This is a genomic window from Nocardioides sp. BP30, from assembly GCF_029873215.1.
Lineage (GTDB): Bacteria > Actinomycetota > Actinomycetes > Propionibacteriales > Nocardioidaceae > Nocardioides.
On record NZ_CP123620.1, the window covers coordinates 250,218 to 266,656 of the forward strand.

At 69.8% G+C, this 16,439-nt stretch carries 11 protein-coding genes; 8 read left to right on the plus strand and 3 right to left on the minus strand.

Going from position 1 to position 16,439, the window contains the following annotated elements; all coding sequences use genetic code 11:
- The first annotated feature begins 58 nt into the window (after positions 1-58).
- The 6 genes from P5P86_RS01140 (at position 59) to P5P86_RS01165 (ending at position 8,431) form a co-directional block, all read left to right on the plus strand.
- Positions 59-607, plus strand: a complete 549-nt coding sequence (locus P5P86_RS01140; RefSeq protein ID WP_280609433.1) for a PadR family transcriptional regulator — start codon at positions 59-61, stop codon at positions 605-607.
- A gap of 34 nt (positions 608-641) precedes the next feature.
- A complete protein-coding gene (locus tag P5P86_RS01145; protein ID WP_280609434.1) occupies positions 642-1,136 on the plus strand; it encodes a hypothetical protein in 495 nt (164 codons plus the stop codon).
- 105 nt (positions 1,137-1,241) lie between these two features.
- Positions 1,242-2,522: an arylsulfotransferase family protein gene (locus P5P86_RS01150; protein WP_280609435.1), complete on the plus strand. Its 1,281-nt coding sequence runs from the start codon at positions 1,242-1,244 to the stop codon at positions 2,520-2,522.
- Positions 2,523-2,856: 334 nt separating this feature from the next.
- Positions 2,857-3,807 carry an ABC transporter ATP-binding protein gene (locus P5P86_RS01155; protein WP_280609436.1) on the plus strand — a complete coding sequence of 317 codons (951 nt, stop codon included), beginning with the start codon at positions 2,857-2,859 and terminating at the stop codon, positions 3,805-3,807.
- A complete protein-coding gene (locus P5P86_RS01160; RefSeq protein WP_280609437.1) occupies positions 3,804-5,195 on the plus strand; it encodes an ABC transporter permease in 1,392 nt (463 codons plus the stop codon). Before P5P86_RS01155 ends, P5P86_RS01160 begins: the two co-directional genes overlap by 4 nt.
- A 50-nt stretch (positions 5,196-5,245) precedes the next feature.
- Positions 5,246-8,431 (plus strand): bifunctional YncE family protein/alkaline phosphatase family protein, encoded by a 3,186-nt coding sequence (locus P5P86_RS01165; RefSeq protein WP_280609438.1) that lies wholly within the window; start codon positions 5,246-5,248, stop codon positions 8,429-8,431.
- A gap of 178 nt (positions 8,432-8,609) precedes the next feature.
- Here the strand turns inward: P5P86_RS01165 and P5P86_RS01170 are convergent, their stop codons facing one another.
- Complete coding sequence (locus tag P5P86_RS01170) at positions 8,610-9,539, minus strand: LysR family transcriptional regulator (RefSeq protein WP_280609439.1); 930 nt, start codon at positions 9,537-9,539, stop codon at positions 8,610-8,612.
- 208 nt (positions 9,540-9,747) lie between these two features.
- On the opposite strand from P5P86_RS01170, the gene P5P86_RS01175 reads away from it, so the two are divergent.
- Both P5P86_RS01175 and P5P86_RS01180 read left to right on the plus strand, forming a co-directional pair.
- Positions 9,748-13,149 (plus strand): glycosyl hydrolase, encoded by a 3,402-nt coding sequence (locus P5P86_RS01175; protein ID WP_280609440.1) that lies wholly within the window; start codon positions 9,748-9,750, stop codon positions 13,147-13,149.
- 297 nt (positions 13,150-13,446) lie between these two features.
- The gene (locus tag P5P86_RS01180) at positions 13,447-14,466 is read left to right on the plus strand and encodes a methyl-accepting chemotaxis protein (protein WP_280609441.1); all 1,020 of its coding nucleotides are present in this window, start codon (positions 13,447-13,449) and stop codon (positions 14,464-14,466) included.
- An 80-nt stretch (positions 14,467-14,546) separates the two neighbouring features.
- On the opposite strand, the gene P5P86_RS01185 is transcribed toward P5P86_RS01180, so the two are convergent.
- Complete coding sequence (locus P5P86_RS01185) at positions 14,547-15,764, minus strand: PrsW family intramembrane metalloprotease (protein WP_280609442.1); 1,218 nt, start codon at positions 15,762-15,764, stop codon at positions 14,547-14,549.
- Positions 15,764-16,390, minus strand: a complete 627-nt coding sequence (locus P5P86_RS01190; protein WP_280609443.1) for a hypothetical protein — start codon at positions 16,388-16,390, stop codon at positions 15,764-15,766. The genes P5P86_RS01185 and P5P86_RS01190 overlap by 1 nt, the downstream gene beginning before the upstream one ends.
- Positions 16,391-16,439: the final 49 nt, after the last annotated feature.

The window sequence follows — 16,439 nt, forward strand, 5'->3', positions numbered from 1 at the left end:
ACGATCACGATATATCGCGTTACGGTTGGTTCATCTACTGAGCGATAGGAGCTCCTGCATGATGAACGAATCACCAGATGAGCGCCGCGGGCCCCGCGGGCACGGCGGTCGCTCCGGCGGTCGTGGCGGCCGCGACGGAAACGGCGGCCGCGACGGACGAGGCAACCGCCGGCGCGGTGGCCGCCGGCGCGGCGACATCAGGCGGCTGCTGCTCGCCGGCCTGATCGACGGCCCGGCCCACGGCTATGAGCTGATGCGCCGGCTCGAGGAGCGCTCCGACGGGCGCTGGCGGCCGAGCCCCGGCTCTGTCTACCCGATGCTCCAGCAGCTGGAGGACGAGGGGCTGGTCCGCAGCGCCGAGGGCGAGGGTCGTCGGGCCTACGAGCTCACCGACGAGGGCCGCGCCCAGGCCGACCCGTCCGCCCTGGACGAGCTCGCCAGCACCGGCGAGGACGATCCCGCAGCCGGTCTGCGCGAGGAGATCGAGCAGCTCCACCTCGCGGTCCGGCAGGTGCGCGCCGTGGGCGGCGGGGACCAGATCGCCGAGGTCGCCGGCGTTCTTCGCCAGGCGCGTCAGACGATCTACCGCCTGCTCGCCGAGGCCTGACCCGGTCGGTCGCCGTAAGTGGGACCATGCCTCCATGACGGCGGCATCCGAGGCCCAGGACGAGACGCTCGACCTGCGGCGTGAGACGTTCACGATGGCGCTCTACGTCGCGATCTGCCTGTTGGCGGCGATGCTCGCCGTGCCCGAGGACAGCGAGCACGCCCATGCTCTCGGCATCGTCTGGGGGATCTCGATCGGCCTGGTGCTGGCGCACCTGTTCGCCTTCCGCCTCGCGACGCGGCTGGTCAACCTCGGCGCGTTCGATGCCGAGGACGCCCGGCTGGCCGCCGCCCAGCTCGCCGGCGGGATCGCCGCCGCGGTCCTCGCCTCGGTCCCCGTGATCCTGTTGCCGGCCGACAGCGAGATCACCTGGGCCGAGCTGCTGCTGGCGGCGCTCATCGCCGCAGCCGGGTACGCCGTCGCGCGGCGCGCGGCAGCGCACCCGCTCACAGCGATCGCCTACGGGCTGGTGATGCTGGCGCTCGCGGTCGGGGTCGCGTTGCTCAAGAACCATCTGGCCGGCCACTGAGTGCGGGCGTCTCGCCCAGCGGACCCCCGATGCGGAGCCAGACGACCGCGGTCCATAGTCTTGTAAGCAACTAGACATTGGTGTCTGGTGATAACAGGAGGACCCATGCACCACCAGCGGATCGGGCTGCTGGCGACCACCGCCGCGACAGCCCTCACCCTGACCGCCGCCCTCGCTGCCACCGTCCCCGCCGCCGACGCGGCGACGTACGGACATCGCAGCCACGACGTCCACCACGTGCTGCCGAGTGCTGCCGACACCTCGGCAGCGCCGCCGGTCACCGTGACCAAGAACAAGCTCGGTAGCCGGGCGAAGGGCGACATCTTCGTCGCTCCCTACGGGACGTCGGACACGTACGCGAGCGGCGCCGAGATCCTCAGCCCGAACGGCAAGAAGGTGCTCTGGTACCACCGGGCCGCCGCCGGCAAGACCATCGCCGACTTCCGCACCCAGACCTACCGCGGCAAGAAGGTCCTGACCTTCTGGCAGGGCACCGGCCTCGGCGGCGTGGCGACCGGGACCGACTACATCTACAACGACAAGTACCGCCAGATCGCCGAGGTGCACGCGGGCAACGGGCTCAGCGCGGACGGGCACGAGTTCCTCATCACCAAGAAGAACACAGCGCTGATCCTGAGCTACACCACCGCGACCGCCGACCTCACCTCGATCGGTGGCCCGGCGAACCAGACGGTGATCGACGGGGTCGTCCAGGAGGTCGACATCCGCACCGGCAAGGTGCTGTTCTCCTGGAACAGCGCCGACCACGTCCCCTACTCCGAGAGCCAGCAGCCGCTGCCGGCCAGTGCGAGCACCCCCTGGGACTGGTTCCACGTCAACGCCGTCAAGGAGCAGGGACGCAAGCACCTGCTCATCGACGCCCGCAACACGTGGACGGCGTACGACGTCAACCGCCGCTCGGGTGCGATCGACTGGAAGCTCGGCGGCAAGAACAGCTCGTTCACCCTGAAGGCGGCCGACGGCACCGAACTCAACGATGCCGGCCGCATCTTCGCCTGGCAGCACGACGCCGAGGCCCACGGCCACGGTCTGATCACCGTCTTCGACAACGAGTCGGCAGGCACCGCCAACACCGGTCAGGGCGCTGTCTCCTCGCTCGGCCACAGCCGCTCGACCAAGATCCGCCTCGACCTGAAGCACCGCACGGCCACCCTGGTCAAGGAGTACGACGAGCCCACGGGCACCCTCGCCTCCTCGCAGGGCAACACCCAGCTGCTGTCGAACGGACACGTCTTCACCGGCTGGGGCGCCCTGCCGCACCTGTCGGAGTTCAACGCCCGGGGCAAGGACGTCTTCGACGCCAGCTATCCGACCGGGTTCGTCAGCTATCGCGCCTACCGGCTGCCCTGGAAGGCACGCCGCTAGGTCCTCGCCGCTTCGCAGAGCGCCACTGTCACCCGGTGACAGTGGCGCTCTGCACATCCGCATGCCCGAACAGCGCGGGCAGCAGCCCGCCGCTGACGAGCAGGACGACGACCTCCGCACGGTCGATGTGCCCGTCCGCGACCTCGGCGAGCAGCCCCGCGAGGGCCCGCCCCGACGGGCGACAGGTAAAGATCAGAAAAGCAGCGGGCCGTTCATCAACGGTTCGGCTGCGCGACTTCCTGAGTAAAGGCTGAGGAGTGGTCGCGATCCCTAGCGTCCTCTCGCCAGGGCGTCGGCCATCGTGCCGGTGCGTCGACGGCAAGGAGAGGCAGCCATGGGTCTTCGCGCGGTCCGGGTCCGCGGCATTCGCAAGGACTTCGGCGACGTCGTCGCCCTCGACGGCGTCGACATCGACGTCGAGGCGGGCACCGTCCACGGCCTCGTCGGTCCCAACGGCGCCGGCAAGACCACCCTCCTGGGCATGCTGCTCGGGCTCGCCGCCCCTGACGCCGGTGACCTGGAGATCCTCGGTCGTCCGGTCGGTCGGGACCTGGCGGTTCCCGACGGCGTCGCCGGCTTCGTCGACGGGCCGGGCCTGTACCCGGCTCTGACCGCCCGCAAGAACCTCCGCACGCTCGCGACCCTGCGCGGGTACGCCGCCTCGTCCGTGGAGGATGCGCTGGAAGAGGTCGGCCTCCTTGACGTCGCCGACGACCCGGTGCGTGGCTTCTCGCTCGGCATGCGCCAGCGGCTCGGCCTGGCTGCGGCGCTCCTCGGCGACCCGCGCCTGCTGGTGCTGGACGAGCCGGCGAACGGCCTCGACCCGGCCGGCAAGCGCCACGTCCATCGGGTGATCATGAGGCTGGCCGAGCGGGGCGCGGCGGTCGTGCTCTCCAGTCACCGGATGGACGACCTCGCGGCCCTGTGCGGTGACGTCACCCTGCTCGCGGCCGGCCGGGTGGTGTTCTCCGGGCCGCTGGCCAAGCTCGCCGCCGAGAGCGGTGACCTGGACTACCGCCTCGTCACCTCCGACGGCGCCCGCGCTCGCGAGGTCGCCGCCCGCACTCCCGGCATCACGGTGGTCTCAGCGTCCGTGATGAGCTCCGAAGTCCTCGGGGCCGAGGCAGCACTCGTCGTGCGCGGCTCGGTCCCGAGGATGGACGAGCTCGTCACCGGCATCGTCGGGTCGGGCATCGCCGTTCGCGAGCTCGGCCCGGTCACGCCCCCGCTGGAGGCCGCCTTCCTCGCCCTCACGGGCGAGACCTCCGAGGAGCGCCCTCGATGAGCACTGATGCCCCGGTCCGCCCCACCTCGCCCGCAGCTCCGGCGACGGTCCGCCCGGCGTCGTTGCGGCGTACGTTCCGCTTCGAGCTCGTCAAGCTCCTGGCCCAGTGGCGGATCAGGCTGATGCTCCTGGTCTGCCTGGTGGCTCCGGGCGCATTCGTCGCCGCCGTGGGGCAGCAGAGCTCCCTGCCCGCCGACACCGTCTTCGGCCGCCAGATGGCGCTCACCGGCTGGGCCGGTCCGCTGGTCGTCCTCGCCTTCGCGAGCACCTGGGCGCTGCCGCTCCTCACCTCGCTGGTCGCCGGTGACGTCTTCGCGACCGAGGACCGGCTCGGCACCTGGCGCCACCTCGTCGTGGCGGTGCGCTCGACCCGGCGCATCTTCGCCGCCAAGGCGCTCGCCAGCCTGATCGTGGTGCTCGCGATGGTGGCCTGCCTGGCGGGCTCCGCCATCGCCGGCGGCCTGCTGGGGGTCGGCAGCCACCCCCTGGTGGGCCTCGACGGTCACACCCTCGGCGTCGGGGACGCCGCCGGGCGGGTCGCCCTCGCGTGGCTGTGCGTCGCCGTGGCGACCCTGACGTACGCCGCCGTCGGACTGCTCGGCTCGGTCACCATGGGTCGCTCCCCCATCGGCCTGCTGCTACCGGCCCTGCTCGCCCTGCTGCTCCAGCTCGTCACGATGCTGCCGCTGCCCGTCGTCGTACGGATGGCCCTGCCGAGCAACGCGTTCCTGGCCTGGCGCGGCCTGTTCACCGAACCGGCCCAGCTGGGGCCGATCTGGGTCGGGCTGGCCGTCAGCGTGACCTGGACCGTCGTCGCGACCGCGGCGGCCAGGCGTCTGTTCGTACGCCGGGACTTCACCGACGTGAGCAACGACGGCTCCTCGCGCCGCATCGCTGTGGGTGGGCTGCTGCCGCTGGCCGCCCTGACGGCGCTCACGGCCGTCGTGGTCGGCATCGCCACCCCGGCGCACGCGACCGGGGTGACCCGGGCGAAGCTGCAGGAGTCGCTCGCCACGACGTTCAGCCACCTCTACGTGCTGCAGACCGCCGAGCTCCATCAGACGCCTGTCACCGAGGCCGCGATGCGCACCACCGCGACGTGTGACAAGGGCGGCGCCACCGACCGGAGCAGCGCGGACAGCGCTGTCACGGGTCAGGGCGCCGGACCGGGGAACGACTGGCGCTGCATCGTCTCCTGGCACACCCCCGGTACGGCCTTCGTCGGCCAGGCCACCTTCCAGCTCGACGTGACGGCCGACGGCCGCTACGTCGCCGACGGTGACGGACCCAAGGAGGTCAACGGCTCCTTCCAGGTCCACACCGCCGACGGGGACATCCCCAACCCGTTGTGGCAGTTCGACGGTCTCGTCGACCTGCTGACGACGTAGCACCTCCCTCGTGGCACCCATCCCCCGCACGCAGCAGGAAAGGACAGTCCATGCACGTCACGCGTCAGCGCCGGCGTCCTGAGGGTCTCTCGGCCTTCCACGGCGCCCTGAGAGGCAAGCGCCTGCGCCTCCTCGCGGCAGGCGGCGTCGCACTCGCGCTCGCGACCGGTGGCATCGCCACCGCGTCGACGGTCGGGTTCGGCAACCACACCGTCGGGTCGACCTACTCCGACGGCAGCGTCCAGGTCTCCGCCGACCAGACGATCAACCCCCTCGGGGACCGCCTCATGACGCCGTTCGGCAAGATCATGGGCTCGACCATCAGTCCCAACGGACACATCCTGGCGACGACCAGCACCGATCACTCCGTCGACGTCCAGATGTTCGACCTGGACACCTACGCGCCCGTCTCCGCCGCCGGCACGGCTCCGCTGGGCGATGCGAAGACCGCCAACACCTTCCTGAACGCGGCGGCGAACGCCGGCTTCCCCTCGATGACCTACCTCAACACGCCTGCCGGTCAGACCAGCGCCAACACCTGCACGCCGGGCGGCACGAGCTCCGACGGCACGATCGGCCAGGGCAACCCGACCTTCTCCCCCGACGGCACCAAGCTGTGGGTTCCGGTCGCCTGCGGCTTCGACGTCTACACGGTCGACGCGACCGGCAACCTCAGCGCGCCGAGCACGTACTTCCTGCCCGTCGTCACCGCCGCGCACCCGATCGTCACCAGCACCGCCAACCCGTTCGCCACCACCACGACCGAGCTGCCGCTGACGGCCGGATCCGTCTTCGGCCCCGACGGCCACCTGTACGCGGCGCTCAACGGCCAGGATGCGGTCGACGAGATCGACCCCTCCAACGGTTCGGTGCTCGCCCAGTGGAAGGTCGGCGTTGCTCCGCGCCAGCTGTCCTTCGTCGGCGGCAAGCTCTACGTCACCAACGAGGGCGGCGCGGCGAACCCGACCGGCACCACCATGCAGTCCTACGGCTCGACGGTCGCCGCGAACGGCACCACCGGCTCGGCCACGGGCGGAACCGTCTCGGTGATCGACCCGACCGTCGCCACGGGTGTCGCGGCGACCATCACCGTCGGACGTCACCCGACGGCGACGTACACCGACGGCACGACCCTCTACGTCGCGAACACCGACGAGGACACCGTCTCGGTGATCGACCCGACCACGAACGCCGTCGTCCAGACGATCAGCACCCAGCCCTGGGTCAATGCCAGCGACCGGGGCAAGGACCGCGGCACGGCGGTCGGCTATGAGCCCGACTCGATCGACATCGTCAACGGCCACCTGCTGGTCTCCCTGGGCCGGGCCGACGCCATCGAGGTCTTCGCGCTCGGGTCGAGCGCCCAGGACCCGGTGAGCGAGATCGGGCTGGTGCCCACCGACTATTACCCCTCGGGCGTCTTCACCGACGCCGCCGGCCGGGTCGTGGTCGCCAACCGCCGCGGCGTCGACGCGCGCGGCCCGAAGCTCAGCTTCAGCGGGGGTCTCAACACCAACACGGCGATCGGGCACGGCACGCACGCCACCACCGCTTCGCTGACCCGCTTCACCTGGCCGACCGACGCCGCGATCAAGGCCGACACGGCGACGGTGTTCCAGCAGAACGGCTGGAGCGCCGACCCGTCGATGAGCACGACCCAGAAGGTCACCACCTGCAAGACGGTCCAGGTCAAGGTGAAGCTCACGAAGAAGGAGCTGAAGAAGGCCAAGAAGAAGGCGAAGAGGCACCACAAGAAGCACTTCAAGCACTACAAGTACGTCGACCGGCGGGTCTGCTCCACCAAGAACGTCACGGTGCCCAGCGCCAACCCGGTGCCGACCCAGATCGGCCAGGCGTCCTCGAAGATCAAGCACGTCTTCCTGATCGTCAAGGAGAACCGCACCTACGACCAGCTCTTCGGTGACCTCAAGCAGGGCAACGGCGACCCCACGCTGGCGCAGTTCGGCCAGGAGGTCACCCCGAACCAGCACGCCCTCGCGACCCAGTTCGGGCTTTACGACAACACCTACGACATCGGCACCAACTCGGCCGAGGGTCACAACTGGATGATGATGGGCGACAACCCGGAGTACACCGAGTCCTCGGCCGGGGAGTACACCCGCTCCTACGACACCGAGGAGGACGTGCTCGGCCACCAGCGCTCCGGCTTCCTGTGGAGCGCGATCCAGGCGGCCGGCGGCACGGCGCGCAACTACGGTGAGTACGAGTACGGCGAGGGCAAGCCGGCCGGCTCCACGTGGCAGCAGTACTACTGCGCCGCGACGGCGTACGACGCGAACGCCGACGCCACGCAGCTCACCACGGGCCCGCTCGCCGGTGCCCACTACGGCTCGGTCATCCCCTCGCTCAACGCGATCAGCGACCCCTCGTCGCCGGCGTTCGACACCTCGATCCCCGACATCTTCCGCGAGGCGGTCTGGGAGCAGGACTTCGACAAGCAGGTCGCCGGCGCGGGCGGTGCCGACAAGGCCGTGCCGAACTTCAACATGATGTGGTTCTCCAGCGACCACACCAGCGGTCAGGCGAGCCCGGAGGCGCAGGTCGCCGACAACGACCTCGCCGTGGGCCGGGTCGTCGACAAGATCTCGCACTCGGCGATCTGGAAGGACTCGGTCATCTTCGTCGCCGAGGACGACAGCCAGGCAGGCGCTGACCACGTCGACGGTCACCGGGCCCCGATCCAGGTCATCAGCCCCTGGGCGCAGCACGGCAAGGTGGTCGACACCTACTACTCGCAGATCAGCATGGTCCGCACGATCGAGCAGATCCTGGGTGCCCAGCCGCTGAACGAGAAGGTGGCCGCCGCGACCCCGATGTACGGCGCCTTCACCACCACGCCGAACAACGCGCCCTTCGACGCGGTCGCCAACCAGGTGCCGCTCACCGAGGGCCTCGCCGGTGGCACCCCGGCGTGCGGCAACGACACCCTCGGCAAGACGGGTGCCGCTGCCAAGGCCCTGCAGAAGAAGGAGGCGGCGGCCACCGACGTGCCCACCGCCGAGCAGGCCGTCGCCAACGAGTGGGACACCTGGGCGAACCAGCAGCACCTCGCCGGTGCCATGGCGATCGCCGACTACGCCAACCCGGATCTGATGAACCGCTACACCTGGTACCGGGCGCACGACTGGAGCACGCCCTACCCCGGCGACGCGCAGATCTACGCGCCGTCGCAGGTCCCGGGGGCCAACGTGCCGAACGCCGACACCGACCACTGATGCCGGCGAGACCACGGCGGTGATCACCGTCTGACCACGAACAGCGGCCCGGAGTCCTCGACTCCGGGCCGCTGTTCACGTCGAGTCGGGCCTGCGTCCCCGTTCAGTCGGGCCTCCGTCCCGGTCGAGTCGGGCCTGCGTCCCGGTCGGGCCTGGTGCGACGCCGGAAGTCCGCGACCTACCCTGAGCCGGGATCTGGTGCCGCTGCGTCGCTCATGCAATCGGCGACCTGCTGACGGAACCACGCGTGCGCGAGATCGTGCTCACGGTTCTCGTGCCACCACAGCGTGAAGGCCAGGGGAGGCATGATCCACGGGCACTCGAGCATCCGTACGCCGGCGGCAGCCGCCCCCAGCCGGTCCAGCAGCGCCGCCTGGACCAGGCCGACGCTCTCGGTGCCGGCGACGAGGTAGGGGACCGCGCCGAAGCTCTCGGTGGTGACGGCGATGTTGAGGTCGATCCCGTGATCGAGGAGGCGCTTGCGCCAGGGCAGGTCGCGATGCTTGCTGACGGTCGGCAGCACCCAGGTGTGCGCGTAGGCGCTGCTGAGCGGCAGCTCCTCGCCGACGGCGGTGTTATCCCGGTCGACGATGCACACCCAACGATCGCTGAACAGGCCGGAGGAAGGCTTGTCCGGCATCACATCCCGGGGTCCGATCCAGCCGTCGACCTTCGAGAACCAGTCGCCCTCCGTGCCGGTCGAGGACATCCCGCGGAAGGCCAGCCGCGCGTGCGGCGCCGCCGTCCGGAGGCGACGGATCAACGCCGCCCCGAAGAGGGTCTGACCGTACTCGCTGGCGACGACGACGAACTCGCGGGTGGTGGCGTGAGCGTCGAACGAGCCGGCCGAGCCCATCAGGTCCTGGACGCCGCCCACTGCCTCACGCGCCGGTCCCACCAGGAGCTGGGCCAGCGGCGTGAGGACGTAGCCGTTGCCCTGACGATCGAGCAGGTCGTCGCCGAAGTGACGGCGCAGACGGGCCAACGCCCCGCTCGCCGCGGACTGGCTGATCGAGAGCCGGCGCGCGGCTCTGCTGACATTCCGCTCCTGCAGAAGGGCGTCGAGCGCGGGAATGAGGTTCCAGTCGATATGGCGCAACTCGTCCATGGGTTATCACCTCGCCGATAGCGGCCTATCAAAAAGCGTGTGACGACGATCACTGCGATCTGTTGCGTCCGTCACATCGCGGTGACGAAGATTGCACCACGTTCCAATGAAACGATTCAAGCCCAAGGAGCCTTTCGTGCCGAAATCTGGACATCCTCGCCGGAGAACATCCGCCCGACCCCGCCACCGCGGCTATCGGCTCGGTGCAGTGGTCGCCGGCGGAGCGGTCGCGCTGAGCACCGTGACGATCGCGGTCGGTCACGCCAGCGCCGCAACCGGCGGCACCGACCCGGACGGCCAGCCGCCGTCGACCTCGACGTACGCCGCTCTGAACCCGGTGGTCGGCCTCACCGCCTCCTCGTTCGCCCACCCGGCGAACACGGAGAAGCCGTGGGTGCGGTGGAACTTCATCCCGACCGACCCGACGACCACCGACGACTCGCTGCGCGCCGACCTCGATGACGCCGCCGCCCACAACATCGGCGGCGTCGAGATCGGTCAAGGGGGCGTCCCGACCGCGGACCAGCTCAAGGTGATCTACGCCGAGGCCGACAAGCTCGGCATCACTGTCAGTCTCAAGGCCGCCTCCGCCCTCCCGGGCCAGTCCTACGCCAACACCGACTCCTACGCCCGGCGCACGCTCAGCTTCAGCCAGTTCACCCCGGTGACCGCTGGTGGCACCGTCGACGCGGACGTCCCGGGTACGGCGACGGGCACCATCGTCGCGGTGGTGGCCTACCGGTGCACCGCTGCCAACTGCGCACCGTCCACGGCAGGCCAGGTCTCGCTCGTGCGCGACTCGGCCGTCGACCTCACCAGCACGCTGACCGCCACCAACACCGCCGGGTACAACGGCGGAAGCACCGCCGGCCACCTGACCTGGACCGCCCCGACCACCACGCCCGGGGCCAGCTGGGTGGTCACCGTCTACCGCGCCGTCCCCTTCGGCACGACTCCGGAGACGCTGAGCCCGGAGGGCACCCGGGAGGTGACCGACGCCTACGACAGCTACTTCGCCGCGAACGGCCTCTCCGATCTGGTGAAGAAGAACGGCGGCGACTTCTTCGTCGACTCCCACCCGAGCGACCCCTGGGGTGTGCCGCAGGAGCTCTGGTCCAGCAACATGAGGACCGAGTTCCAGGCCCGTGCCGGCTACGACATCACCCCCGACCTGGCCGCCCTCGCCGACACCACCATGGTCGCCGGCCTCGCCACGACGTACACCTTCAGCGACGGGTCGGCCAACCGGATCCGCTCGGACTTCAGCAAGGTCCGCAGCGACCTCTACACCGCCAACCGGATCACCGCCTTCCAGGACTGGGCGCACACCTACAACATGAAGCTGCGCCTCCAGCAGGAGGACATCCCGATCACTGCCAGCGGTGACCAGATCCAGACCTCGATCGCCCTGGACCGCTCCGAGCACGAGTCGCTGATCGGCAGCGACCAGACCGACAACTACCGCTCGATGGCATCGGGCAACCACATGACCGGCAACACCTGGTTCAGCACCGAGTGCTGTGCGGTCCTCAACGAGAGCTTCGCCCAGACCCAGGAGGACTACCTCGTCCGGATGAACCACGAGTTCGCGGGCGGCGTGACGCGGATGGTCTACCACACGCGTCCCTCGACGGCGACGTCCACCAGCACGTGGCCCGGACCGGTGTTCAACGGTGGCCCGGGGAAGGTGAGCTTCTCCAACTCCTACAACAGCCAGCAGCCCTACTACACCGACGCGGCGGCGGCCAACGACTCCTTCGCCCGCACCACCGAGGTGCTGACCCAGGGCGCTGCGAAGATGGACATCGCCGTCTACATGCGCAGCTACTCCGATCCGGCGGCGTTCAGCACCTCCGACCCGTCGAACAAGCACTGGCAGGACACCGCCCTGCAGCGGGCCGGCTACACGTGGGACTACTACGACGAGAGCTCCATGGACCTGCCGAACGCGACCGTGTCGAACGGCCGGCTGGCCAACGACGGGCCCGCGTACCGGGCGATCGTGTTCGACCAGTTCCTGCAGCCCTCGACCGGCACCACCCGCGGCACGCTGACGGTCAAGGCCGCCCAGAAGATGCTGTCCTACGCCAAGGCCGGGCTGCCGGTCATCTTCGTCGGCAACCCGCAGGGCTCGGGCACCTTCCCGGCCTCGACCGACACCGACCTCAACGCGGTGCTCGGCCAGCTGCGCGCTCAGAACACCTTCTCATCCGTTCCCACCGAGGCGGCGCTGCCGAGCAAGCTCAAGAGCCTGGGCATCACCCCTGCGGCGCAGACCAAGACGGCCAGCAGCGTCCTGAGCGTGCGCCGGGACGACGCTGCCACGGGCACGAACTACTACTGGCTCTACAACCAGGGCGTCGATGCGGCGCCGGCGAGCACCTCCATCTACGGCGAGACCCCGAGCAACCTCTACGAGGCCCCGCAGGTCTGCCACACGACCGGCTCGATCCTCAACCCCTGCATGGCCACGGGCGATGCGGTCGACACCACCATCACGCTGGAGGGCCAGGGCGTTCCAATCCTGCTCGACACGACCTCGGGCGCGATCACACCGATCTCGGAGTACAGCCGCGACGGTGACCACGTGACCGTCAAGCTGCACCTGGATCGTGACGACACCACCGTCATCGCACTGACCACCGACCCGAGCCGGTTCGGGGTGACCAGCTCGACGCGATACGTAGCGTCCACCACCGCCGACGGCGCCGTCGCCCACGGCAACGACCTCTTCGTGAAGGCGCCGAGCAAGGGCAGCTACGTCACCACCCTCGGCGGCTCGACGACCCCGATCGTCTCCACCGTCGGCGACGTCCCGAGCAAGCTCGACCTCACCGACCAGGCCTGGAGCCTCAACGCCGAGGACTGGCAGCCGACCGCGGCCTACGGGACCACCGGCACCGCAGGCTCGGAGACCACGAAGGTGCCTGTGTCGGTACACCTGGACTCGCTCAAGCCGTGGTCCCAGATCCCGGCGCTGCAGTATGCCTCCGGCATCGGCACCTACAGCACGACGGTGCACCTGCCCGCCGACTGGAAGCCCGGCAGCGAAGGCGCGACCCTGAGCCTCGGCCAGGTCACCGACTCCTTCCGGGTGAGCGTCAACGGCACCGACATCCCGGTCGACCAGGTCTCCGCACAAGCCGATATCAGCAGTGCCCTCCACGCCGGTGCGAACACGCTGACCGTCCGCGTCTCGACCACGCTGAACAACAGGCTCTACTCGCTGGACACCGCTGTGGCCAACCGCGGCCTGCTCCAGGACTACGGTCTGGTCGGACCGGTGAGCGTCAACCCGTACCGGCTGGTCGCGGTCAGCCCGGCCAGGCCTGGCGCCACCGCCCTGCGCAACACTGTCGCGCCGAAGCTGCGGGGCACCGCCGCTGTCGGCAGGAAGCTGCACGTCAAGCACGGCACCTGGACGCCGGCAGCCACGTCGTACGTCTACCAGTGGAAGCGCAACGGCAAGGTCGTGAAGACCACCACGAGCGCCCACTACCGGGTGAAGGCGGCTGACCGCGGCAAGCGGATCAAGGTGACGGTGATCGCCTCGCGTGCCGGTTACGCCAGCGCCGCGGCCAGCACGGGGGTGAAGCGGATCACGAGGTAGTCGCGTCGAAGGGGGAGCCGGGCGGGGCCGATCGGCGGCCTCGCCCGGTTGCTCCTGCCGGCGACGGAAGGGGGTCGACCGTTCATCCGCCGACTGCGGCGGGCACGCGCGGCGGCGCCACCGAGCGACGTACGCCGTATTTCTCACGCACGCGTATATAGCGCCCGAATGTGACGATTCATCGCTTTCGCTTCGAGATATGCCCCACCTGGGTAAAGGCTGCCGCGCCAACGCCGATCTCAATAGTCTCGCTGCATGCCGGAACGGGTCGTAAGAATCGCCAGTGACATTGCGTCATTGACCCGAGAGAAGCTGAGTCGCGTCGCCGATGTTGCGACAGCGACGAAGATGCTCGCCATCAACGCCGCCATCGAAGCCGCGCATGCGGGGCCCGAAGGAGCCGGGTTCGGGGTGGTCGCCAAGGAGATCGCCTCCGTCGCGGACGAGGTCCGCGACCTCTCCGCTCAGCTCAACGACCAGATGGCACCACTCGTGGCCGCCTTGAGCGATCTCGGCGGCGTCCTCGTGATGCAGGTACGCGGAACACGTCTCTCCGACCTGGCCCTCCACGTCGTCGAGCTCATCGACCGGAACCTGTACGAGCGGTCCTGCGACGTCCGATGGTGGGCCACCGACGCCGCAGTCGTCGAGGCCTGCTCCGACCCCTCGTCGCAGAGCTGCACGCATGCCAGCCAGCGCCTCGGGGTCATCCTCGCGTCGTACACGGTGTACCTGGACCTGTGGGTGGCCGACGCCCAGGGGAAGGTCATCGCCCACGGCCGTCCCCAGCGGTATCCCGGCGTCCTCGGTCGCGACGTCTCCCGCGAGCGTTGGTTCGAGCAGGCGATGGCGACGCGCGACGGCACCGAGTTCGCCGTCGTCGACGTCACTGTCAACCCGGCTCTGGCCGGCGCGACCGTCGCCACCTACTCCACGGCCATCCGCGAGAACGGTGACGAGCACGGCCGAGCCGTCGGCGCCCTGGGCATCTTCTTCGACTTCGCTCCCCAAGCTCACGCCATCGTGACCGGCGTGCACCTGTCGGAGGAGGAGCGAGCGCGGACGCGCGTCATGCTGGTCGATCACGATCACGTCGTGCTCGCCTCCTCGGACAACCAGGGGCTCCTGCGCGAGCGCGTCGACGTCACACGCGCCGACGACACGCGCGCCGGGGTCTACCGACGACCCGACGGGACCATGGTGGGGTTCTCCATCACGCCCGGCTACGAGACCTACGAGGGTCTGGGCTGGTACGGCGTCGTCATGCAGACCCCGCCGCCGCTCGATGATCCCCACCCTGCAGGGACGGCACGGTAACCGCCGGAGGGGTCCATCCCCGACCCAGGTGCGCCGACCCCGGTGCGCCGTGACGCCGGTGTGGTGGCTCCGGACACGATTCAGCGGCCACGCAGTCGGTGGATCTCGGCACGGGAGTGCTCGACCTGCGGGGTGTCCTGGCCCTTGCCGGTCGACAGGTCGTGGGCGAGGTCGAGACTGGCGGCGAGGACGTGCTTCTCGCGGCGTCGGGTGACGCCGTCGGAGCGGCCGCTCACGGCTGCCTTGCGATCGCGTCGGCGGTGCTCGCGCTCCCCGGCGACGGCGAGGAGTTCCACCTCGGTGATGGTGCCGTTCGCCACCTCCGGCGCCAGGACGTCACGCAGCCAGCCCCGCTCGCGGCGCGCTCCCCACCGGAGTGCGACGAAGAGGACGACCACGCTGGTCACCGTGATGAGCACCATGAGGAGGATGACGCCCAGCGCGTTGCCGTCGGCCACCGCCGGCATGGAGTCCCACACGCCGTGCAGCACCATCGCCGTCAGGGCCAGCAGGAGCCCGCGACCGATGCGCCGCGGTTGCGCTCGGGTGCCGACGAGGTAGATGACGCCGGCCGAGAAGAGCGCCGTGTACATCGCGTGCGAGGCAACCCCCGTGGCGGAGCGAAGGACGAAGGTCTGGAGGACGGAGTCGACCTGGTGGATGCCGAAGCTCTGGTAGGCGCTCTGCTGGCCGTAGAGCATGTCCTCGAGGACCTGGAAGCCGAGGCCGACGTAGGCGCCGACGATGAGCCCGTCGTAGACGGTGCGGATGACCAGGGGTGCGAGGCCGAGCAGGAGGACGAACACCGCGCCCTTGGCCGTCTCCTCGACGAACGGCGCGCTGAGCCCGGCCCTCCAGTCGGTTGCCCAGGCCTGGCCGAAGCTCTTCGCGTACAGGTTCATCAGGGCGCCGTTGCCTGAGAGCGCCATCGCCCACGGCGCGCCGATGCCACCGCCGACGAAGGCCGTCACAGCGAGCAGTGCCGGGGTCCGCTCGTACCGGTCGGCATGGTGGAGGAAGAGCAGGAAGACCAGGCAGAAGACTCCGGCCGAGCCGACGGCCGCGAGGTTCGCCTCGGCGAACACACCGGCCGTGGGGGCGGCGAGCTCGTAGAGCTGGCGCGCACCCATGGCGAGCAGCAGCAGGTAGATCCACAGGCACACGTTGCGGGGCTGGAACAGGTGGAACCGGTTGCCCCAGCCGGACTCCTCGATGGCGTCGGTACGACGGGTGAGCAGTGCGTGGGTCTCGGGCGCGTCGGCACCCTCGTCGGTGATGGTGGAGTCGGTCGAGCGCATCAGGACTCGCCCCCGTCCTGGGCCAGGGAGTCGATCATCGCGTCGGTCTCGCTCTGGAGTGCGGTCACCTGGGCCTGGGGGCCGCTCACCTGGATCTCGATACCGGTCCCGTCGACGACGAAGGCGTCGATGGAACCGATACCACCCAGGTAGGTGAAGTCCTCGCCGATGCCCCGTAGCCCGGCGGCGGTGGTGACGTCACGCGTCTCGCCGGGAACGTGGAAGCCCGAGCTGGACGCGGCGGTGATCCGCTCGGTCTGGTCGAGCAGCCGGGAGGGGCTCTGGTCGAAGGGGCCCTGGACGATGGAGAACAGGACGCCGTCCTTGACCAGCGCGTCCTGCTTGACGGCCTTCGCGCCACTGCGCGTCTCGTCGCTGGTGCGCAGCCCGGCGATCACGCCCCAGCCAGGCGCGACGGACATCGTGATGTCGTCGGTGACCTGGATGGCCTCACCGGCCCGGGTCGAGTCGTCCCACGCCACCCGGTCGTCGACCCACGGCATCACCCACGCCCACAGTGCGATGACGGCGAGCGCCACCAGTCCGTAGGGGATCGACCGCCGATCCAACCCGAGCCAACGGTGCTCGACCGGGACCCGGGGCACCTCCGCCTGCGTCGTAGCCATTCGAGATCCCTCCCGCGAGAACGACTCCCCTTCCCCCGGTCGCGAGCCT

Bases quoted from the DNA above. Each gene is read 5' to 3' on its own strand.
- P5P86_RS01145 (WP_280609434.1), top strand. From the start codon at position 642: ATGACGGCGGCATCCGAGGCCCAGGACGAGACGCTCGACCTGCGGCGT.
- P5P86_RS01160 (WP_280609437.1), top strand. From the start codon at position 3,804: ATGAGCACTGATGCCCCGGTCCGCCCCACCTCGCCCGCAGCTCCGGCG.
- P5P86_RS01190 (WP_280609443.1), bottom strand. From the start codon at position 16,390: ATGGCTACGACGCAGGCGGAGGTGCCCCGGGTCCCGGTCGAGCACCGT.
- P5P86_RS01170 (WP_280609439.1), bottom strand. From the start codon at position 9,539: ATGGACGAGTTGCGCCATATCGACTGGAACCTCATTCCCGCGCTCGAC.
- P5P86_RS01140 (WP_280609433.1), top strand. From the start codon at position 59: ATGATGAACGAATCACCAGATGAGCGCCGCGGGCCCCGCGGGCACGGC.
- P5P86_RS01150 (WP_280609435.1), top strand. From the start codon at position 1,242: ATGCACCACCAGCGGATCGGGCTGCTGGCGACCACCGCCGCGACAGCC.
- P5P86_RS01155 (WP_280609436.1), top strand. From the start codon at position 2,857: ATGGGTCTTCGCGCGGTCCGGGTCCGCGGCATTCGCAAGGACTTCGGC.
- P5P86_RS01165 (WP_280609438.1), top strand. From the start codon at position 5,246: ATGCACGTCACGCGTCAGCGCCGGCGTCCTGAGGGTCTCTCGGCCTTC.
- P5P86_RS01185 (WP_280609442.1), bottom strand. From the start codon at position 15,764: ATGCGCTCGACCGACTCCACCATCACCGACGAGGGTGCCGACGCGCCC.